The sequence below is a fragment of the Paraburkholderia susongensis genome, assembly GCF_900177725.1.
Lineage (GTDB): Bacteria > Pseudomonadota > Gammaproteobacteria > Burkholderiales > Burkholderiaceae > Paraburkholderia > Paraburkholderia susongensis.
The window spans coordinates 469,034-488,321 of the sequence record NZ_FXAT01000004.1 but is presented as its reverse complement, the minus strand read 5'-3'; the positions used below and the strand labels follow the sequence as shown (position 1 = coordinate 488,321).

Annotated in this window: 14 protein-coding genes and 1 tRNA gene; 5 read left to right on the top strand and 10 right to left on the bottom strand. The window is 63.6% G+C overall.

From position 1 onward, the window contains the following. Positions 1 to 58: 58 nt before the first annotated feature. The 4 genes from B9Z01_RS15065 to B9Z01_RS15050 all read right to left on the bottom strand — a co-directional run bounded on the left by B9Z01_RS15065 (position 59) and on the right by B9Z01_RS15050 (position 5,405). The gene (locus tag B9Z01_RS15065; RefSeq protein ID WP_085484305.1) at positions 59 to 1,663 is read right to left on the bottom strand and encodes a hypothetical protein; all 1,605 of its coding nucleotides are present in this window, start codon (positions 1,661 to 1,663) and stop codon (positions 59 to 61) included. A gap of 694 nt (positions 1,664 to 2,357) precedes the next feature. Then, positions 2,358 to 2,448 (bottom strand) — tRNA-Ser (locus B9Z01_RS15060). A 231-nt stretch (positions 2,449 to 2,679) separates the two neighbouring features. Then, entirely contained in the window at positions 2,680 to 3,975 is a 1,296-nt protein-coding gene (serS, locus tag B9Z01_RS15055) for a serine--tRNA ligase (RefSeq protein WP_085484303.1), read from the bottom strand. A 116-nt stretch (positions 3,976 to 4,091) separates the two neighbouring features. Then, the gene (locus tag B9Z01_RS15050) at positions 4,092 to 5,405 is read right to left on the bottom strand and encodes a replication-associated recombination protein A (RefSeq protein ID WP_085484301.1); all 1,314 of its coding nucleotides are present in this window, start codon (positions 5,403 to 5,405) and stop codon (positions 4,092 to 4,094) included. A gap of 305 nt (positions 5,406 to 5,710) precedes the next feature. Between B9Z01_RS15050 and cytX the strand changes: the two genes are divergently transcribed. Then, positions 5,711 to 7,027, top strand: coding sequence for a putative hydroxymethylpyrimidine transporter CytX (gene cytX, locus B9Z01_RS15045; RefSeq protein WP_085484299.1), 1,317 nt, complete (start codon positions 5,711 to 5,713; stop codon positions 7,025 to 7,027). A 4-nt stretch (positions 7,028 to 7,031) separates the two neighbouring features. On the opposite strand, the gene speB is transcribed toward cytX, so the two are convergent. From speB to B9Z01_RS15025, 4 genes are all read right to left on the bottom strand, one after another. After that, positions 7,032 to 8,036 carry an agmatinase gene (gene speB / locus B9Z01_RS15040; protein ID WP_085484297.1) on the bottom strand — a complete coding sequence of 335 codons (1,005 nt, stop codon included), beginning with the start codon at positions 8,034 to 8,036 and terminating at the stop codon, positions 7,032 to 7,034. 478 nt (positions 8,037 to 8,514) lie between these two features. Then, positions 8,515 to 8,745 (bottom strand): hypothetical protein, encoded by a 231-nt coding sequence (locus tag B9Z01_RS15035; RefSeq protein ID WP_143808946.1) that lies wholly within the window; start codon positions 8,743 to 8,745, stop codon positions 8,515 to 8,517. 331 nt (positions 8,746 to 9,076) lie between these two features. Beyond that, on the bottom strand, positions 9,077 to 9,808 hold the full coding sequence (gene lolA / locus B9Z01_RS15030; RefSeq protein WP_085484295.1) for an outer membrane lipoprotein chaperone LolA: 732 nt from the start codon (positions 9,806 to 9,808) through the stop codon (positions 9,077 to 9,079). 127 nt (positions 9,809 to 9,935) lie between these two features. Beyond that, positions 9,936 to 12,242, bottom strand: a complete 2,307-nt coding sequence (locus B9Z01_RS15025) for a DNA translocase FtsK (RefSeq protein WP_085484293.1) — start codon at positions 12,240 to 12,242, stop codon at positions 9,936 to 9,938. A 360-nt stretch (positions 12,243 to 12,602) separates the two neighbouring features. On the opposite strand from B9Z01_RS15025, the gene trxB reads away from it, so the two are divergent. The 3 genes from trxB to B9Z01_RS15010 all read left to right on the top strand — a co-directional run bounded on the left by trxB (position 12,603) and on the right by B9Z01_RS15010 (position 15,482). Beyond that, positions 12,603 to 13,604, top strand: a complete 1,002-nt coding sequence (trxB, locus tag B9Z01_RS15020) for a thioredoxin-disulfide reductase (protein WP_085484782.1) — start codon at positions 12,603 to 12,605, stop codon at positions 13,602 to 13,604. Between the two features lie 280 nt (positions 13,605 to 13,884). Further along, positions 13,885 to 14,643: a Smr/MutS family protein gene (locus tag B9Z01_RS15015; protein ID WP_085484291.1), complete on the top strand. Its 759-nt coding sequence runs from the start codon at positions 13,885 to 13,887 to the stop codon at positions 14,641 to 14,643. Between the two features lie 179 nt (positions 14,644 to 14,822). After that, the gene (locus B9Z01_RS15010) at positions 14,823 to 15,482 is read left to right on the top strand and encodes a glutathione S-transferase family protein (protein ID WP_085484779.1); all 660 of its coding nucleotides are present in this window, start codon (positions 14,823 to 14,825) and stop codon (positions 15,480 to 15,482) included. A 166-nt stretch (positions 15,483 to 15,648) separates the two neighbouring features. On the opposite strand, the gene B9Z01_RS15005 is transcribed toward B9Z01_RS15010, so the two are convergent. Beyond that, positions 15,649 to 16,767, bottom strand: coding sequence for a hypothetical protein (locus B9Z01_RS15005; protein ID WP_085484289.1), 1,119 nt, complete (start codon positions 16,765 to 16,767; stop codon positions 15,649 to 15,651). A 201-nt stretch (positions 16,768 to 16,968) separates the two neighbouring features. Between B9Z01_RS15005 and B9Z01_RS15000 the strand changes: the two genes are divergently transcribed. Continuing rightward, a complete protein-coding gene (locus B9Z01_RS15000; protein WP_085484287.1) occupies positions 16,969 to 17,889 on the top strand; it encodes a LysR family transcriptional regulator in 921 nt (306 codons plus the stop codon). A 178-nt stretch (positions 17,890 to 18,067) separates the two neighbouring features. Here B9Z01_RS15000 and B9Z01_RS14995 read toward each other — a convergent pair whose 3' ends face one another. Next, positions 18,068 to 19,183, bottom strand: coding sequence for an ABC transporter ATP-binding protein (locus B9Z01_RS14995; RefSeq protein WP_085484285.1), 1,116 nt, complete (start codon positions 19,181 to 19,183; stop codon positions 18,068 to 18,070). Positions 19,184 to 19,288: the final 105 nt, after the last annotated feature.

Below are 19,288 nucleotides of genomic sequence, written 5' to 3'. Positions count from 1 at the left end.
TTGCGCCGGACATCATCGCCGGCGAATGAGCAGCACTGCTTGCGTCGATACTAGCCTGTCAGTTGTCGGGATGGCCCGACGTGAAGCTCGTAAACGCACTGTACGACGGATTCAACGGGTTACCGTTGAGGATGATGCCGTACGTGGCGTCGCCACTATCGAGTACGTAATACATCACGGCCTGGATATTGTGCGTCTTGCGGTTCTGATAGAACTCGCCGAGCTGCGACGTGATGTAGTTCGCACGGTAGGCCTCTGTTTGCTCCGGTCCGGTGTTCCATTCGGAGATGATGAACGGCACGCCATACCGGGCCTTGCAATAAGTCGGCAGATCGAAACCCGGACCCGCGCCGTCCGTGCCGACGTCGAAGGCATCGCCGTACACCTCGTAGTTGTGCCACGTGGTGATGTCCCAGCGCACGGTCGGGTAACCACCGCTGCCATCGGGCTGCATGCCGTCCCACAACGCGTCCGAAGCGCCGATATCGGCCACGCAGAAATTGATGCCGCATTGGGCGTTCGACTGAACCGACTTCACGCCGTCGATCATCCCGCGCATCACGCCTCGCATCACCGGCCAGTTCGCGTTGTTGAAGTCGGACGCTTTCGTCCCCGCGTAGCTGAAGTTGAGCACGGTCGCGTTCTGTCTCGTCAACTCGTTGCCGCATTCGTAAATGGTCACACCGTACGGCTTCAGTGCGTTGGCAATCGCCTGCGCTACCGCGTAACCCTGGCTATAAGCGGCCGACTCGCCATTGAGCAGATTGTTGTTGGCGTCGTAGACACCCTGATTGATCAACACCACCAAGGTCATGCCGGCCGACTGGAACGCCTGCGCGAGTCCGATCACCGCATTCAACTGGGTCGAATCGTTGGTGCAGCCGACGCGATAGCTGGTGCAGCCCATTGCCTTCAGGATCGAAACGAGCTGTTGGGGCGTGTACGCGTAGTCGAAGTGGCCGTTCATGCCATAGAACATGCCCGGGGCCGGTGCGATCGCGATGCGCGGATCGCTGCAAGGCAGCCATTGACCGGCGACATCCGTATTCACATAGAACTGACCGCCCGTCCCGCAATGCCAGATCTTGCCGCCATACCACAACACGAGCGACACGTTGTACGTCTCGCTGACTGTCGCGCCATTCCGGTAGACGACGCCGTTGGAAAGTGTCCAGATCGCGCCGACCTTGTCGATGATGTACGGCGAATCAGGCAGTGCGGTACCGTCGGCCGAGGTGCCACCGAGGCGCGGGTCGTTGCAGGATACCCAGCCGGAGCCCGTCCATTCGTAGAACTGACCACCCGTGCCTTGATGATAAATATTGCCACCGTAAAACAGCACGAGCGTGACGTTATAGGTATCGCCTGCCTTCGCGCCGTTGCGATAGACCGAACCGCCGGAAAGCGTCCAGACGTTGCCGGAGTTGTCCGTGATGGAGGTGGCGGGCGGCATCGAGATGCTGTTCGGGTCGGTCGACTTCGCTCGTGCCGTTGCACTGGCAGCGGTGTTGGACGAGCTGGGAGAACCGGGCGCGCCCGACGAACCGGAAGCATCCGAAGCTTTGCCGCTAGCGTCTTCTGATCCTCCCGCGCCACATGCGCTCAAAAGATAGCTTGCGCTGAGTGCAGTCAGGCCGCCGACAAATTGACGTCGTTTTATCATGCTGAGTAATGTCCAAGGTCGGGAAAATTCCCGATAAAAAGACCGGAATGTATTTGCTGGGATTCGGACGGACAGTGAATAAGGACCCGAAACAATAAATTTGCAGTCCTTAAAAACAACTGTCCTGAAGTGCTTTGAACGCACGTCTTGAATGTCCGATTGGACCGATGTTCGCGAATGCGCTTCTCGCGGTGGCCCAGATTGACAGGAGCGGGTGCGTATGGGATCGCGGTCACCTACCCCGCGAACCTTTTACCGATTGCCTTCGCAGCCATCGCTTACAGGAAAATTATTCCCGTAAAAGCTGCAGTCGGCGTAAATCGTACCCCGACCTAAGGGATTAGGCCAGGAGAAAATAGTACTTTTCGTCTAAAAAAGGAAAATATTTCCAAGAATTGTGGGGTCCGCGAAGATTCGCATTTTCAGAAGTTGATCCGAGGGCCGGTCGCCCGCAAACTTTCGGACTTCGACCCCCTATGACACGCAGCCGCCAACTCTGAATATGTACCAGATATGACTTAGGGGACCGTGCGGCGTGCGTCGATTGAGATATTTGCAGGGCGGCAGAAACGAAAAGGATGACGAGCGGTAAATGGCTCGTGTACAAATAATTTCAAATTGCCTTGGCAAAGGAATTCGACAGCCAAAAGCAAAAACCCCTCGATCTCAGTGAGATCAAGGGGTCTTCAGAATTTGGCGGAAAGGGTGAGATTCGAACTCACGGTACGGTATAACCGTACACTGGATTTCGAGTCCAGCGCATTCGACCACTCTGCCACCTTTCCGGGTATCCCAACTCGCAGTGCGGCTTCAACTTCCAGCTACTGCTTCGTCAGATCCAAGCGGGTCGTTGCTTGGGAGAAAGCGATTATAAAACAGCTCGATCCGCTTTTCCAAGCCCCCTGCCGAAAAAATTTTCAGAGGAGCCTGGCAAACGGGAGACAAGCAGAGGGCAAGCGGCTGCGGTATCGCCGAACGACGCAACGAGACACCACATCCGCCTTGACCTCGCGCCTTCAAGCCGCCGGCACGTCCAGCCGCTCGACGCCGCCGAGATAAGGCCGCAGCGCCGCGGGCACCGTTACCGAACCATCGGCGTTCTGGAAGTTCTCGAGCACGGCGACGAGCGTGCGGCCCACCGCGAGCCCCGAGCCGTTCAGCGTATGTACGAGTTCCGGCTTGCCCTGCGCGTTGCGATAACGCGCCTGCATGCGCCGCGCCTGGAACGACTCGGTGTTCGAGCAGCTCGAGATCTCGCGGTACGTGTTCTGCGCGGGCAGCCACACTTCGAGGTCGTAGGTCTTCGTGGCCGAAAAACCCATGTCGCCGGTGCACAGCGTAATCACGCGATACGGCAACTCGAGCTTCTGCAGAATCGTCTCGGCGTGGCCGACCATCTGTTCGAGCGCATCGTACGACGCTTCCTGCGCGACGATCTGCACCATCTCGACCTTGTCGAACTGATGCTGGCGGATCATGCCGCGCGTGTCGCGGCCATACGAGCCCGCTTCCGAGCGGAAGCACGGCGAATGCGCGGTCAGCTTGATCGGCAGCGCGTCCGCCTCGACGATGCTCTCGCGCACCGTGTTGGTCAGCGAAATTTCCGACGTCGAGATCAGATACTGCGTGACGGTGTGTTCGCCGCCGCCCTTCTCGACGCGGAACATGTCGTCCGCGAATTTGGGCAGCTGGCCGGTGCCGTACAGAATGTCCGGATTCACGATGTACGGCGTGTAGATCTCGGTATAGCCGTGCTGCTGCGTGTGCGTGTCGATCATGAACTGCGCGAGCGCGCGATGCAGCCGCGCAATCTGGCCGCGCAGCATCGTGAAGCGCGCGCCCGAGAGCTTCGCGCCCGTTTCGAAATCGAGGCCGAGCGGCGTGCCGACGTCGACGTGATCCTTGACCTCGAAATCGAACTGGCGCGGCGTGCCCCAGCGGCGCACTTCGACGTTTTCCGTTTCGTCGCGGCCCACCGGCACGCTCTCGTGCGGCAGGTTCGGTACGCCGAGCAGCAGGTCCGACAGACGCTTCTGAATGTCGTCGAGCTTCGCGGCCGACGCCTTCATCTCGTCGCCGATGCCGCCGACTTCGGCCATCACCGCCGAGGTGTCCTCGCCGCGCCCTTTCATCGCGCCGATCTGCTTCGACAGGCTGTTGCGGCGCGCCTGCATTTCTTCGGTGCGGGTTTGGGTGTCGCGGCGTTCCGCTTCGAGCGCGGTGAAGGCCGCCACGTCGAGGGTATAGCCGCGGTCGGCGAGGCGCCTCGCGACGCCGTCGAGGTCTTTGCGCAGCAGCTGGATGTCGAGCATGGGATGGGACGGATGTTCGTTGTATGAAACCGCGATTTTAACGCACCGGCGCGGGCGGCCGGAACGTCTGGAGGGTGAGAGGCGGGCGCGGCATCGCCACGAGCCTGCCATGCGCTTCAGCCCTTCTTCACCTTGTTCTGCGCGCGCCACTGCGCATCGAGATCAGCGAGCCTTGCGAGCTTCTCGCCGATCTTGCCTTCGAGCCCGCGCGGCGTCGGCTCATACCAGTGCGGCTCGCGCATGCCGTCCGGCAGATAGGTCTCGCCGGCCGCGTACGCATCGGGTTCATCGTGCGCGTAGCGGTAGTCGTGGCCGTAGCCGAGCTCCTTCATGAGCTTCGTGGGCGCATTGCGCAGATGTACCGGCACCGCGCGCGACTGATCCTTGCCGACGAAGCGCCGCGCCTCGTTATACGCGTTGTACCCGGCGTTCGATTTCGGTGCGACCGCCAGATAGATGACCGCCTGCGCGAGCGCCAGTTCGCCCTCGGGCGTGCCGAGCCGCTCGTAGGTTTCGGCGGCGTCGAGCGTGATGCGCGCGGCGCGCGGGTCGGCGAGACCGATGTCCTCCCACGCCATGCGCACGATGCGCCGCGCGAGGTAGCGCGGATCCGCGCCGCCGTCGAGCATGCGGCAGAACCAGTAGAGCGCGCCGTCCGGATTGCTGCCGCGCACCGATTTATGCAGCGCGCTGATCTGGTCGTAGAATGCGTCGCCGCCCTTGTCGAAGCGGCGCAGGTTTTCCGCAAGCGCACTGCCGAGCAGCGTGCCGTCGATCTCGGTGGTCTTCTGCTGAGCCGCCGCGCGCGCGACGATTTCGAGGTTGTTCAGGAGCTTGCGGCCGTCTCCATCGGCGGAACCGATCAGCGCGGCGCGCGCTTCGTCGGTGAACGTGAGGCCGCCGAGCTCCCGCTGCGCACGCTCGAGCAGTTCGCGCTGTTCGTCGTCGGTGAGGCTCTTCAGCACGTAGACCGCCGCGCGCGAAAGCAGCGCGCTATTGACCTCGAACGACGGGTTCTCGGTCGTCGCGCCGACGAACACGAACAGCCCCGACTCGACGTGCGGCAAGAACGCGTCTTGCTGGCTCTTGTTGAAGCGATGCACTTCGTCGACGAACACGAGCGTCTGATGCCCGTTCGCACGATGAATCTGCGCGGTCTCGACCGCCTCGCGGATATCCTTCACGCCCGAGAGCACCGCCGACAACGCGATGAACTCGGCATGGAACGCGTCGGCCATGAGCCGCGCGAGCGTGGTCTTGCCGACGCCGGGCGGCCCCCAGAGGATCATCGAATGGGCTTCGCCGGATTCGAACGCGACCCTGAGCGGCTTGTTCGGGCCGAGCAGATGCGCCTGGCCGATCACTTCGTCGATATTGCGAGGCCGCAGGCGTTCGGCGAGCGGAACATTGGCACGGGTTTCTTCAAACATGACGTTTTGGGGATAATCTCGGCTTTTCCGGATGCAATACGCAGGCCCGCCGTCCGGTGAGATGGACACGGCGGCCGGCCGGATGAGCGCAAAGCCCGCGCCGGAGCACGAGACATGACGCCACGCAATGGACGGGCAACGTCCTGCATTATGACAGTGACGGCGGGCGGCCGATGCGCCGGAAGCAGCACCGTACAACCAACGCGACACCAGCGATTCAGCAAGCGACATCCAGGCAAGGCCCAGGCAACATCCAGGCAACACCCAGGTAACACCCAGGTAACACCAACAGGAACAGAGATCAGATGGCACAAGACCCTCTCGCCGGCGACACCGGCTCCACCTACGCGCCGCTCACGCCGGTGCCCGACGCGCGCCGCGCCTTCCGCACCGGCGACGCGTTCGCGCTCTGGTTCTCCCTCGGCATCGGTCTGCTCGTCGCGCAGGCGGGCGCCTTGCTGGTGCCGGGGCTGTCGCTGCCGCACGCGCTCGTCGCGATCGTGCTCGGCAGCGTGATCGGCGTCGTGCTGCTCGCGCTCGCGGGCGTGATCGGCACGGACACGGGGCTCGCGGCGATGTCGTCGCTGCGCCCGACGCTCGGCGTGCGCGGCGCGTCGGTGCCGGCCGTGCTGAACATGGTGCAACTGGTCGGCTGGGGCTCGTTCGAAGTGATCGTGATGCGCGATTCCGCCGAGGCACTCGCCAAACAGGCATTCGGCCTCTCGATGCCGCTCGTCTGGACCGTGATCTTCGGCCTGCTCGCGACGCTGCTTGCGATCAGCGGTCCGCTGTCGTTCGTACGGCGCTTTCTGCGCAGGTGGGGCATCTGGCTGCTGCTCGCGGGCGCCGCCTGGCTCACGTGGAACCTGCTTGCGCGGCACAACCTCGCCGAACTCATGCGCCGCCCCGGCACAGGCGAGATGTCGTTCGGCGGCGCCATCGACCTCGTGGTCGCGATGCCGCTCTCGTGGCTGCCGCTGATCGCCGACTACACGCGCTTCGGCCGCCGCGCCGGCGAGACGTTCCGCGGCACGCTGTACGGCTACGGCATTGCGAACATCTGGTTCTATGCGCTCGGCGCGATCTACGGCCTCGCGGCGGGCGGCGGCGATGCGCTGCTGACCGGCGCGCTCGCTCAAGCCGGCGGCGGCCTGGCGCTGCTGCTGATCCTGATCGACGAAATCGACAATGCGTTCGCCGACATCCACTCGGCCGCGGTGTCGACCGGCACATTCTGGACGCGCGCGAGCGTGCCGCTGCTGTCGGCCGCGTTCGGCGCGCTCTGCACGCTGATCGCGCTGCTCGTGCCGATGGCGAAGTATCAGAACTTCCTGCTGCTGATCGGCTCGGTGTTCGCGCCGCTCTTCGGCGTCGTGCTGATGGATCACTTCATCGTGCGCAAGCGCCGCATCGAAGCGGCCGTGCTCGCCGACGTACGCGGCCGGTACGGCTTCTCGGGCGGCTGGCATCTGAGCGCATTCGTCGCGTGGGCAATCGGCATCGCCGCGTACCAGGTGATCAATCAGTGGCTGCCTAATCTCGGCGCGACGCTGCCTTCGCTTGCGATCGGCGCAGTGTGCTATTTCGTGTTCGTGTCGGCGCGCAAGACTGCGTATGCGTGACCGTTCAAACGCTCGTGGCTGAACACGGCACAGTCCGATACTCGACGCCCGGCAGCACGCACAGCAACTCGAACGCGAGATTCGCACCGAGCAGCGCGGTCGTGCCGAACGGATCGTACGGCGGCGCGACCTCGACCAGATCGCAGCCGACGACATTCAGCCCGCGCGCGCCGCGAATGATTTCGAGCGCCTGCGGCACCGTGAGCCCGGCGATTTCCGGCGTGCCCGTGCCCGGCGCAAAGGCCGGATCGATCCCGTCGATATCGAACGTGATGTACACCGGGCCATCGCCCATCCGTTCACGCACGCGCGCCATCAGCGGCACGAGCGACTGGTTCCAACATGCCTCGACCTGCACGACCTCGAAGCCCTGATCGCGGCACCAGTCGAAGTCTTCGGCCGCGTAGCCGGTACCGCGCAGACCGATCTGCACGACGCGCCCGCAATCGAGCAGCCCCTCTTCGACCGCGCGGCGAAACGGCGTGCCGTGCGCGATCTTCTCGCCCATCATCGTGTCGTTGACGTCCGCATGCGCGTCGACGTGAATCAGGCCGACCTTGCCATGTTTGCGATGAATCGCGCGCAGGATCGGCAGCGCAATCGTGTGATCGCCGCCGAGCGTGATCGGCTTGCAGCCGTGCGCGAGAATTTCATCGTATGCAGTTTCGATTCGCGCGATCGAATCGTGCAGGTTGTACGGATTGATCGCGACGTCGCCGAGATCGGCCACGCGCAGCGAATCGAACGGCGCCGCGCGCGTCGCCATGTTGTACGGCCGCAGCAGCACCGACTCGCTGCGGATCTGGCGGGGCCCGAAGCGCGCGCCGGTACGGTTCGACGTGCCGAGATCGAACGGCACGCCGACGAAGCACGCGTCGAAGCCCTCGGGTGAACCGACGTTCGGCAGACGCATCATCGTCGCGATGCCGCCGCAACGCGGCATCGCGTTGCCGGACAGCGGCTGGGGGCGTTCGCCGGCTTCGGGGGAAACGAAGGAGGAAGTGTTCATCGTGGCTCGGCAAGGTGGGAAGGCAACGCGATGACCGCGCGGGCCGGCGGGACAGCGTCGCTCAGGTGCCTACCAGGTGCAGGTGCCTATCAGGTGCCACTCACGAGCGCAATCGGCCGGACGAACGCCTATTCTTCAGCAATTCCGCCGGCTTTCAAAATAACGGGGTTATGAACTGAATATCGCGCGCATTTCCGGGAGAAACGCCTCGCTCCAAAAAAGCGGGTGGCTCTCCATTGCTTGCGCATTGCGTTGCATTTTCCGATCTTGCCGGGAGCCGGTAAATTTCGTTCTCGACAAGGGCGAAGCTAAAAGCGAATGCCTCAAAAAAACCGTGACACTCTCGCTTCGATCTCCACCAGGTTAAAAATATATGCAGATTTCTCGCATATTGGGAATGCCGGGCGTTTTATCTTTATGAATTTCCTGCGGTGAAATCCCGATATCGCCGCTATTTCGCCGCTTCTGAATCCGCGTTCTAATGCCGCTCGAGAGCAAGCGCGGGCATGTCGGCGAAGCGCTCGAGCGCCCGCTTGCCGTCCCGCTGGGCCTCGGCCTCGTCGACAAAGGTTCTCTCGCTGTAATCGATGACCTTGACGCCGCTGCCCATCGGTCTCGGGATCGTGATACCCCAATGCCACCCGCCTTCCTGCTCGAAGACGTGAAGCGTCGGGGACGAACTCAAATTGTGTGACGGAGACAGGATCATGATAGGCCTCACTTTCCAAACATTCGAAGCAACTACTGGCTTCGATCAGTGTAGGCGTTATCTTGCTGCGCCGCAGCAAAAAGATTGTTAAAGAATATGGACGATCCTCTGGAAAGGATCAGACACGCCTACGCCAATCCTCTGGCAATACCGGTCATGGCAGTCTCGCATTAAACGATGACATCCGCTGAAGAGACCATATTGGCTGTAGGACTTGCCCGCGCATGACTCGCTCGCCGGCGCCGCGGCCCGATTGAAAAAAGCCGCGCTCAAAAGGCGCGGCTTTGCGGCCGATCGTAGCGGCGCGCAACACGCGGCGCCCGCCATCCGCTTATCCGTTGAGCACGTCCGCGCCCTTCGGCACGGTGAACTTGAACGTGTCGGGCGGCAGCGGCGGATTCTTCTGGATGTTCGAAAACGTCAGCAGCGTCACGTTGCCGAACACGTCGTGCAATTCCATCGCTTCGAGATTGCCGTCCTTGAAGCCGATTCCGACGCGCTGGAACTGCGTGTCCTTGGCCTTCGGCGTCAATTCGAGCCAGTCGATGCCGGCCTTCACGCCCGCGTCGCGCAGCGTGAAGTTCTTGTCCAGATCGTTACTGCCGAACAGGATCGCCGCCGGGCTCGCGCCGAGCGCATTGCCGAGGCTGCGCACCGTGACCTGATTCAAATCCTTGTCGTAGACGTAGAGCTTATCGCCGTCCGCCTGCAGCAGTTGCGCGTAGGGCTTTTCGTATTGCCAGATGAACTTGCCGGGCCGCGCGAACGTGAACGTGCCGCTCGACGTGGTGGGCTTCGCCACGTTCATGGTGGACAGCGCGCCGCTCGCGCCCTGCGCCTTGCTCGGCGCGCGCACTTCCTGCTGCACGAAGGTGCCGCGCGCCGAATGGACCTGTGCGACGAACGCCTTCAGTTGCTCGGTGCCGCTCGCGAATGCCTGCGAGGCGACGAGCAGCGACGCGCCGATCGCGGCGCTGCCCACACCGCGCGCGATCTTGCGCGCGAGTTGGCCGAGGCAGCCCGATTGACGCTCCCGGGCGTCCTGCTGCGCAATTGCTTGCATATGGTTTTCTCCCTTGATTGAATTCGGTGCAAGGCCACGCTAGGTGAAGCCATGTGATGAGCGCCCCTGATGCGTGGCGCTCAAGCGTACCCAGCGGCAGGCCGCGGCGCCGCACACCGCATGCGCCTTATTCCGCTTCCCGCGCCGGCGCCAGAATCTCGCGATTGCCGTTCGACGACATCGCCGACACCACGCCCGAATTCTCCATCTGTTCGAGCAGACGCGCCGCCCGGTTGTAGCCGATGCGCAAGTGCCGCTGCACGAGCGAGATCGACGCGCGGCGGTTCTTCAACACGACGTCGACGGCCTGATCGTATAACGGGTCCGACTCGCCATCGGTGGACGCGGTTCCCGCCGAGCCTTCGTCGCCCTCGCCGCCCACGCCGCCTTCGAGAATGCCCTCGATGTAGTTCGGCTCGCCCTGCTCCTTGAGCTTGTCGACGACGCGGTGCACCTCTTCGTCCGAGACGAACGCGCCATGCACACGCACGGGCAGGCCGCTGCCCGGCGGCAGATAGAGCATGTCGCCCATACCGAGCAGCGACTCCGCGCCCTGCTGGTCGAGAATCGTGCGCGAGTCGATTTTCGACGACACCTGGAACGCCATGCGCGTCGGCACGTTGGCCTTGATGAGGCCGGTGATCACGTCGACCGACGGACGCTGCGTGGCGAGAATCAGGTGGAGCCCTGCCGCGCGCGCTTTCTGCGCGATGCGCGCGATCAACTCTTCGACCTTCTTGCCGACCACCATCATCAGGTCGGCCAGCTCGTCGATCACGATCACGATGTTCGGCAGGCGCGTGAGCGGCTCCGGATCGTCCGGCGTGAGGCTGAACGGATTCGGCAGCTTCTCGTCGCGCTTAGCCGCTTCGTCGATCTTGTTGTTGTAGCCGGCGAGGTTGCGCACGCCGAGCTTGCTCATGAGCTTGTAGCGGCGTTCCATTTCGGCGACCGCCCAGTTGAGCGCGTGGCCCGCCTGGCGCATGTCGGTCACGACCGGACACAGCAGATGCGGAATGCCTTCGTAGACGCTCATTTCGAGCATCTTCGGATCGATCAGGATCATGCGCACCTGCTCGGCGCTCGCCTTGTAGAGCAGCGAGAGGATCATCGCGTTGATGCCGACCGACTTGCCCGAGCCGGTCGTGCCGGCGACGAGCAGGTGCGGCATCTTCGCGAGATCGGCGCATACGGGCTTGCCGCCGATGTCCTTGCCGAGGCCCATCGTGAGCGGCGACGCGGCGTCCGCGTAGACGGCCGAGCCGAGAATTTCGGAGAGGCTCACGGTTTGACGGCGCTGGTTCGGCAGTTCGAGCGCCATGTAGTTCTTGCCCGGAATCGTTTCGACGACGCGAATCGACACGAGCGACAGCGAACGCGCGAGGTCCTTCGCGAGATTGACGATCTGGCTGCCCTTCACACCGGTGGCCGGCTCGATTTCGTAGCGCGTGACGACCGGGCCCGGATAGGCGGCGACCACGCTGACATCGACGCCGAAGTCCTTGAGCTTCTTTTCGATCAGACGCGAGGTAAATTCCAGCGTGTCCGCGGAGACGGTTTCCTGCGCGGCGGGCGCGGGGTCGAGCAGCGAGATGGGCGGCAACGTGGAGTCGCCCGGCAGATCGGTAAAGAGCGGCACCTGCCGTTCCTTTTCGACGCGCTCGGACTTCGCCGGCGTGATGACGGGCGGCACGATCACAACGGGCTCGTGCTCCTCGATGCGCACGCGGCCCTTCTCGACCTTGCCTTCGCGCTTCACCGCAGCCGCTTCGCCGAGCTTGCGGTCGCGCCCTGCTTCACGGCGCAGCTTCGCGAACGTGACGGCGGAAATGAGCGACTCGCCGACCCTCTCCGCAACCGACAGCCACGAAAAGCGGAAGTACAGCGACAGCCCGATCGCAAGCCCGATCAGCAGCGCGAGCGTGCCGCCGGTAAAACCGAGCGCGTGCGACACGCCACGCGCGACGGCCTCGCCGACCACACCGCCCGGCGCGCGCGGCAGTTGCACTTTCAGCGACCACATGCGCAGCGCCTCGAGGCCGTTGCACGACAGCAGCACGAGCAGGAACGCGAACGCGTCAGCGAGCCAGCTCACGCCGCGCGGCGCGTCGTCCTGCGGCTCTTCGTGGCGGGTGATGCGCTGGTAGTTCGCGGAGATATGGCGGCCGAGCAGCACGATCCACCAGTACGCGGACAGGCCGAAGAGCAGCAGCAGGATGTCCGAGGTCCACGCGCCGACGCGGCCCGCCCAGTTCGAGATATGGTCGACCTGCGCGGCGTGGGTCCAACTCGGATCGTGCCGGCTGTAGCTGACGAGCGACATCAGCAGGAAGACGCCGAGCGCCACCTGCAGAATCCAGCGGATTTCGGTGAAGAGACGCGACATGCGGTGCGGCAATGCCTGCGCACTCGCGGAATAAGGAGCTTTTGCCATTGATCCTGTTGCCTGGGGTAGCCGGTTCAGGCTGGAACTGCCGCCGGGACCGCGGCCCGAGCCTCGCTCCGCGCGGCTTCGGGCCCGATCCCGGCTACCGGAAACTTCGATCCGGCCTATTGTAAACGCTGCGCCCCGCGCAAGGCTGTAAATGACGGTAACTTGACCGTTTGGCTATGGAAGCGCGGGAGCGCGGCTTGCACCGACGGCGACGCCGTCGCGCTATCGCGGCAATCGGAAAGCTTCATGGCGCAGCCGCGCGCCCCGCCCTTTATAATGCCGGACTGATACCCATCTACAGTTACAGCTCAAAACGCACGGCCTCGCATGGCGAGCCGCGCGCCGTACAAGGATTCGATCATGCCCGCAACTCCCACGAAACACGCCAAGGTTCTGATTCTCGGTTCCGGTCCCGCCGGCTACACGGCGGCGGTCTACGCGGCGCGCGCCAACCTGTCGCCGGTGCTCATCACGGGCCTCGCGCAGGGCGGCCAGCTGATGACCACGACCGATGTCGAAAACTGGCCCGCCGACGCCCAGGGCGTGCAGGGCCCGGAATTGATGACGCGCTTCCTGGAGCACGCCGAGCGCTTCAACACCGAAATCATCTTCGACCACATCCATACGGCGAAGCTCGACGAAAAGCCGATCCGCCTGATCGGTGATTCGGGCGAATACACCTGCGACTCGCTCGTCATCTCGACCGGCGCGTCGGCGCAATACCTTGGCCTGCCGTCGGAAGAAGCCTTCATGGGCAAGGGCGTGTCGGCCTGCGCGACCTGCGACGGGTTCTTCTACAAGCAGCAGCACGTGGCTGTCGTCGGCGGCGGCAATACCGCGGTCGAAGAAGCGCTCTACCTCGCCGGCATCGCGAAAAAGGTGACCGTGATCCATCGCCGCGACAAGTTCCGCGCCGAGCCGATCCTGATCGACCGCCTGCTCGCCAAAGAGAAAGAAGGCGTCGTCGAGATCAAGTGGAACCACGTGCTCGACGAAGTGACCGGCGACAACTCCGGCGTGACCGGCCTGCGCATCAAGCACACGCAAACCGGCGAAACCACCGACATCGCGCTGCAGGGCCTGTTCGTCGCGATCGGCCACAAGCCGAACACGGACATCTTCGAAGGCCAGCTCGAGATGAAAAACGGCTACATCATCACGAAGGGCGGCCTGAACGGTTTCGCGACCGCGACGAGCGTGCCGGGCGTGTTCGCCGCGGGCGACGTGCAGGACCACGTGTACCGTCAGGCCATCACGAGCGCGGGCACCGGCTGCATGGCCGCGCTCGACGCGCAGCGCTATCTCGAAACCATCGACGAGATGGCCGGCGAGCATGCGATGAGCCAGGAAGCGGAGCGTTGATCCGCCGCGCCTGAGCGCAGCGCGAGCTCGCGAGAGGAAGCGCAACGGTAAAATGACGGCAGGGCGCAGCCCGGCCGTCTGCTCGACAGAAAGGCCGCGGCTGAAACGCCGGCGGCCTTTTTTGCGTCCTGTGCTTCTGTGTTGCGCTTCTGTGTTGCGCTTCTGTGCTGCGCCTCTGCGTTGAGCATGTCGGTCCCGATCCCGCACCCCGCACGAGCGACCCGATCCGCCAGCCGACCACGCCCCGCAACCCATCTACTTTGCTGCGTGTATTGCCGATATGCCGAAGAATCTGCCCCACCCCAACGAACCGAAACGTGCGCCAGCCGCCGCGCGTCCCGCGCCGGAACCTGCCGTGCCCGCTGTTGCGCAGAAGCTGGACCGTGCGGCGGGGCTCGCCGGCCTCGGCGCGTTACGCGACGCACTAAAAGGCGATGCGCAGCGGCGCGAACGCGAACAGGCAGTGGCCAAGGCGGCGCAGCGCGAAGCCGCGGCGGACGCCGATCTGTTCCGCCGTGAGATCGGCGAAGTCGCGCCGCTCGCGGCTCCAGCGCGCGCAACGCCGAGCCGCAATCCCCCGCCGCCGCTGCCGGTGCAAACGCGGCTTGACGAAGAAGCGGTGCTGCAGGAAGCGATCTCCGATGAATTCGATCCCGAAGTGCTGCTCGACACCGACGAAACGCTGTCGTATTGCCGCCCCGGCGTGAGCCGCGACGTCGTGCGCAAACTACGGCGCGGCGACTGGATCGTGCAGGCGCAGATCGATCTGCACGGCATGCGGCGCGAGGAAGCGCGCGAGGCGCTGGCGGAATTCATCCGCGAATCGGTGAAGCGCGGCTTGCGGTGTTTGCGCGTGATTCACGGCAAGGGTTTGGGGTCGATCGGCAAGGAGCCGGTGTTGAAGGGCAAGGTGCGGGCGTGGCTCGTGCAGAAGTCCGAGGTCATCGCGTTCTGTCAGGCGCGCCCGCACGACGGCGGCGCCGGTGCCGTGGTCGTGCTGTTGCAGCCGGCGGCGTTGCCGGCTCATGCGAAGCCTTGAGCGGGACGGGACTGAAGCGCTTCATCCACGCTGGACTCGTTGCGCGCGGGTCCGCTGACCTCCCGCCGCACCAGCAACGCTTCGTTCGCTGTCGATTTTCGCCGCCGTCGTTCGTCGCGAGGTAAACGGCCATGGTGGCCGTCGTTGTGCAACCTGTGCAACCGTCAAAGGTGACCGCGATGCCTCTGCAGCTTTATGCCCACCCGTTCTCGTCCTATTGCCAGAAGGTCCTGACCGCGCTCTACGAAAACGGCACGCCGTTCGAGCTGCGCCTGCTCGCGCACGACGACCCGCAAGTCATGGCCGAATTCGCCGCGCTGTGGCCGATCAAGCGCTTTCCGTTACTCGTCGACGGCGGCCGCACCGTGATGGAAGCGAGCATCATCATCGAATATCTCGGCCTGCATCATCCCGGGCCCGTCGCGCTGCTGCCCGCCGACGCGCGCGCCGCGCTCGACGTGCGCAGCATGGACCGCTTCTTCGACAACTACATCTCGACGCCGCAGCAGAAAATCGTCTACGACAGCCTGCGCGCGAACAGCGAGCGCGACCCGCGCGGCGTCGCCGACGCCCGCGCGATGCTCGATACCGCCTACGCGTGGCTCGACAGGCTGATGGCCGAACGCGAATGGGCCGCCGGCGACAGCTTCAGCCTCGCCGACTGCGGCGCCGGCCCGTCCCTGTTCTACGCCGACTGGACGCATCCGATCGACCCGGCCTTAGCTCATGTGCGCGCGTACCGGCAGCGGCTGCTCGCGCGGCCGTCGTTTGCGCGCGCGGTCGACGAGGCGCGGCCGTATCGGCCGCTGTTTCCGCTCGGTGCGCCGGATCGGGATTGAGCGGAAGTCAGCGAACGGCAAACAGCAACCGGCAAGCACACCCGCAACACCCGCACTTGCATCCAGACACCATCAGAATCGACGGCCGGGTATCGTGCGAGCATTTCGCAATCGCTGAAGCAGCGGCGAAATGCTCGCGGATGGATGACTCGAATCGTCCCGACGCTTACTGCCCCATCAGTTGATACAGGTGGGGCAGTCCGTTCTGTTCGAGATAAGTTTTGTTGACGAACAAGAAGCTGTTGCCTTCAAACTCCCGTATCCCCGCCCAATCCCTCTGCTTCGGCTCGACGTTCACTTCGGTCCCCTTCCGGTCCGGATTGTCTTTTTGCTCCTTCGTGAGGGCTTTCAGCTCGAGTTCGAAGTCCCTGCGAAGCTTCGGCAAATCGAGCGCGCCTGCGTCGAAGCAATGTTCGATGAACGGCACGGTTTCAAGCACGAGCAAATCGTAAAGCCGCACAGGCGCTCCGCTCCGGTCTTTGAATACCCGCGCAGCACAGAGGTACCGCGGCACGATGACGGGGTGTCCGGCCCGAAACAGCTTCACCGCCCTGTGTAGCTTGTTGATCTCGGTGCACTCGTAAGAGCCCTTGACCGTATTTCTAAGAGTCACGGACGGCTCAAAAGGCTTCTTCTGCGCCCCGGTGCGCGGCTTCAGAAACCGGATCCGGCTTGCCGCCGTGTACAGTGCTCCGGCATGGCTATAACGAACGACGAGATCGGACGAAGCAGCCTGGTCCAACACCTTCGCCACGGCGCTACCGGTATCGGCCTCCGCTTCGACGCTGAAGATCTCGCCTTGCAGCAGCTTTTGAAGAGGGTCTTTGACCAGCGTATGGAACGCCGTAATCGACAGCCGCGATAGCGTTTCAAAAGATCTGTCAGCGCCGGGTTTCGTGGCGGGAACCGATTCTTCGTCCTCCTGCTCTTCGCCCTCCGGCCCATCGACAAGCAGGCCGTAATTGCGAAAATCGAGCCCATCGCTCAACTCTTCGGCCATGTCGAGTTCCGTCTGCAAACGGCCAGCTTCGGGATAGTTCGGCCCGTTCGCGTTTTCCTGAGCGTCAATGCCATCGCGAAGCGATTGCAGGAGCGCAGGAAGCTCGGATTTCCAGCCCTCGATCGTCGCTTTGCAAAGGGGATCGCCTTCGATGTGTGTCGCGATGTCCTCCTCGGTCGGCGCGCTGGCATGGTGCGCCAATGCCGCCTTCGAGGCTTCGTAGTATTGCGCCAGTTCGCCCCGGATTTCCCTCAGTCTCGCGCTAGCGTCTCTGTCGTCCAGCATTCGGATACCTTTGTGATGGAAGCGGCCGATCAATGTACAGCAAACACCCCTGTTCGACTGCGCGGGACGTGACTGTCCACGCCAATCTGAGTACTCTTTATGCTGCGGGCATGTTCGATGGCGAAATCTGGCGAAAGCCGCACCCAATTCGCATCGCCACGTAACCTGCAGGCTCTCGCCCCCACCCACAAGGCACACACCATGGACCGTTTCGAAGCGATGGAGATCTTCACGCGTGTGGTCGAAGCGAACAGCTTCACCAAGGTATCCGAATCGCTCGACCTGCCGCGCGCCAAGGTCAGCCGCACGATCCAGGCATTGGAAGAGCACGTCGGCGTGCGGCTGCTCAACCGCTCCACGCGCCAGGTGAGCGTGACGGAAGACGGCGCGGCGTTCTACGAGCGTTGCGTGCGCATCCTCGCCGACGTCACCGACGCCGAATCGTCGCTGTCGAACAAGCGCGAAAACCCGGCCGGCACGATCCGCGTCGACACATCCGGCACGCTCGCGCGTTCACTGCTGCTGCCCGCGCTCGACGACTTCTACCGCCGGTACCCCGCCATCGACGTGCGGCTCGGCCTCGCGGATCGCAACATCGATCTGATTCAGGACGGCGTCGATTGCGTGATCCGCATGGGCACGCCCGAGGAGTCGAGCCTCGTCGCGCGGCGCATCGGCCTCGCGCGCATCGTCACGTGCGCGTCGCCCGCGTATCTGGACAAGTACGGCACGCCGGCCACGCTCGAAGCACTCAGCGAACACCGCGCGGTCAACTACGTGTCCGCGCGCAGCGGCAAGACCTTTCCGTTCGAATACGAAGTGGACGGCGAGATCGAGCGCGTCTCGATGAATAGCGTGCTCTCGGTGAACGACGGCTCGGTGTACATCAACGCGGGCGTGCTCGGCCACGGCATCATCCAGCCGTCGCGCTTCATGGTCGCCGAGATGATCCAGCAAGGCGCGTTGAAGGAGATTCTCGGCGAGTACACGAGCCCGGCCACGCCGCTGTCGATTCTCTATGCGCATCGCCGCAATCTGAGTTCGCGGCTGCGCGCGTTCATCGATTGGGTCAGCGAGCTTACGAGCAACAATCCGGATTTGCGTCTGCCGGATGGAGCGTAGAACGCGAAGCTCTTCAACCTCATGAAGTCCGCGCAAAAAACAAAACCCCCTGCGTAATACGACACAGGGGGTTTGATTCAACGCTGAAGCAGCGGACTCAACGCATCACACTGCTTGCGCTACGCGAACCACTGCACGAACCGCCGTGCAAGTCGCGCAATCCGCGCGATCCGCCCAATCAGGCGATCCGCTCTTCGTTCGCCGGATCGAACAGCACGGCCTTCGACGTATCGAACAGCAGCGTCGCGTTCATCTGCGGCTGCGGGTTCGACGCCGGATGCACGCGGCTCACCACGCGCTTGCCGTTGATCTGCGCGAACACGAGCGTGTCCGGACCGGTCGGCTCGATCACGTCGACCTTCACTTCGACCGGCTGCAGCTTCGAGTCGTCGCCGTGCGCGCCGCGCGCGTCGGTGATGCGCTCCGGGCGCAGGCCGAGAATCACGTTGTTGCCGACGTGCGAGCGCACCTTCGCCGTATCGAACGGCAGCACGACCACCTTGCGCGCTACGCCCGTATCGAGTTCGATGCCGACGCCCGAGCCCTGCTCGACGAGCTTGCCCTCGATGAAGTTCATCGGCGGCGCGCCGATGAAGCCCGCGACGAACAGGTTCGACGGCGAGTCGTAGATTTCCTGCGGCGCGCCGAACTGCTGCACGATGCCGTCCTTCATCACCGCGATGCGATCGCCGAGCGTCATCGCTTCGATCTGGTCGTGCGTCACGTAGACGATCGTCGTGCCGAGGCGCTGATGCAGCAACTTGATTTCCGAGCGCATCTCGATACGCAGCTTGGCGTCGAGGTTCGACAGCGGCTCGTCGAACAGGAACATCACCGGATCGCGTGCGAGTGCGCGGCCCATCGCCACGCGCTGGCGCTGGCCGCCCGAGAGCTGCCCCGGCTTGCGATCGAGCAGATGCTTGATCTGCAGCGTGTTCGACACGCGCTCGACGATCTGCGTCTGCTCCTGCTTCGGCACCTTGCGGATGTTCAGGCCGAACGAGATGTTCTCGCGCACCGTCATCGACGGATAGAGCGCGTACGACTGGAACACCATCGCGATGTCGCGATCTTTCGGCGACAGGTTGTTGACCGTCTTACCGTCGATCTGGATCTCGCCCTTGGTCACGGTTTCGAGGCCGGCGATCATGTTGAGCAGCGTCGACTTGCCGCAGCCCGAGCCGCCGACCAGGATCAGGAACTGGCCGTCTTCGATGTCGATGTTGACACCTTTGAGAACCGGCACCCCGTTCGGGTAAGTCTTGTACACGTCACGGATGGAAAGGCTTGCCATGCTGTGAATCCTCTAGTCTCTGGTACTGCCTGAAAACGTCTGTGTGACGGCGGCGCTCGATCAGTCGCACTGATTCGGTGGAGCGCCGCCGCGCTCGCGAGGGGC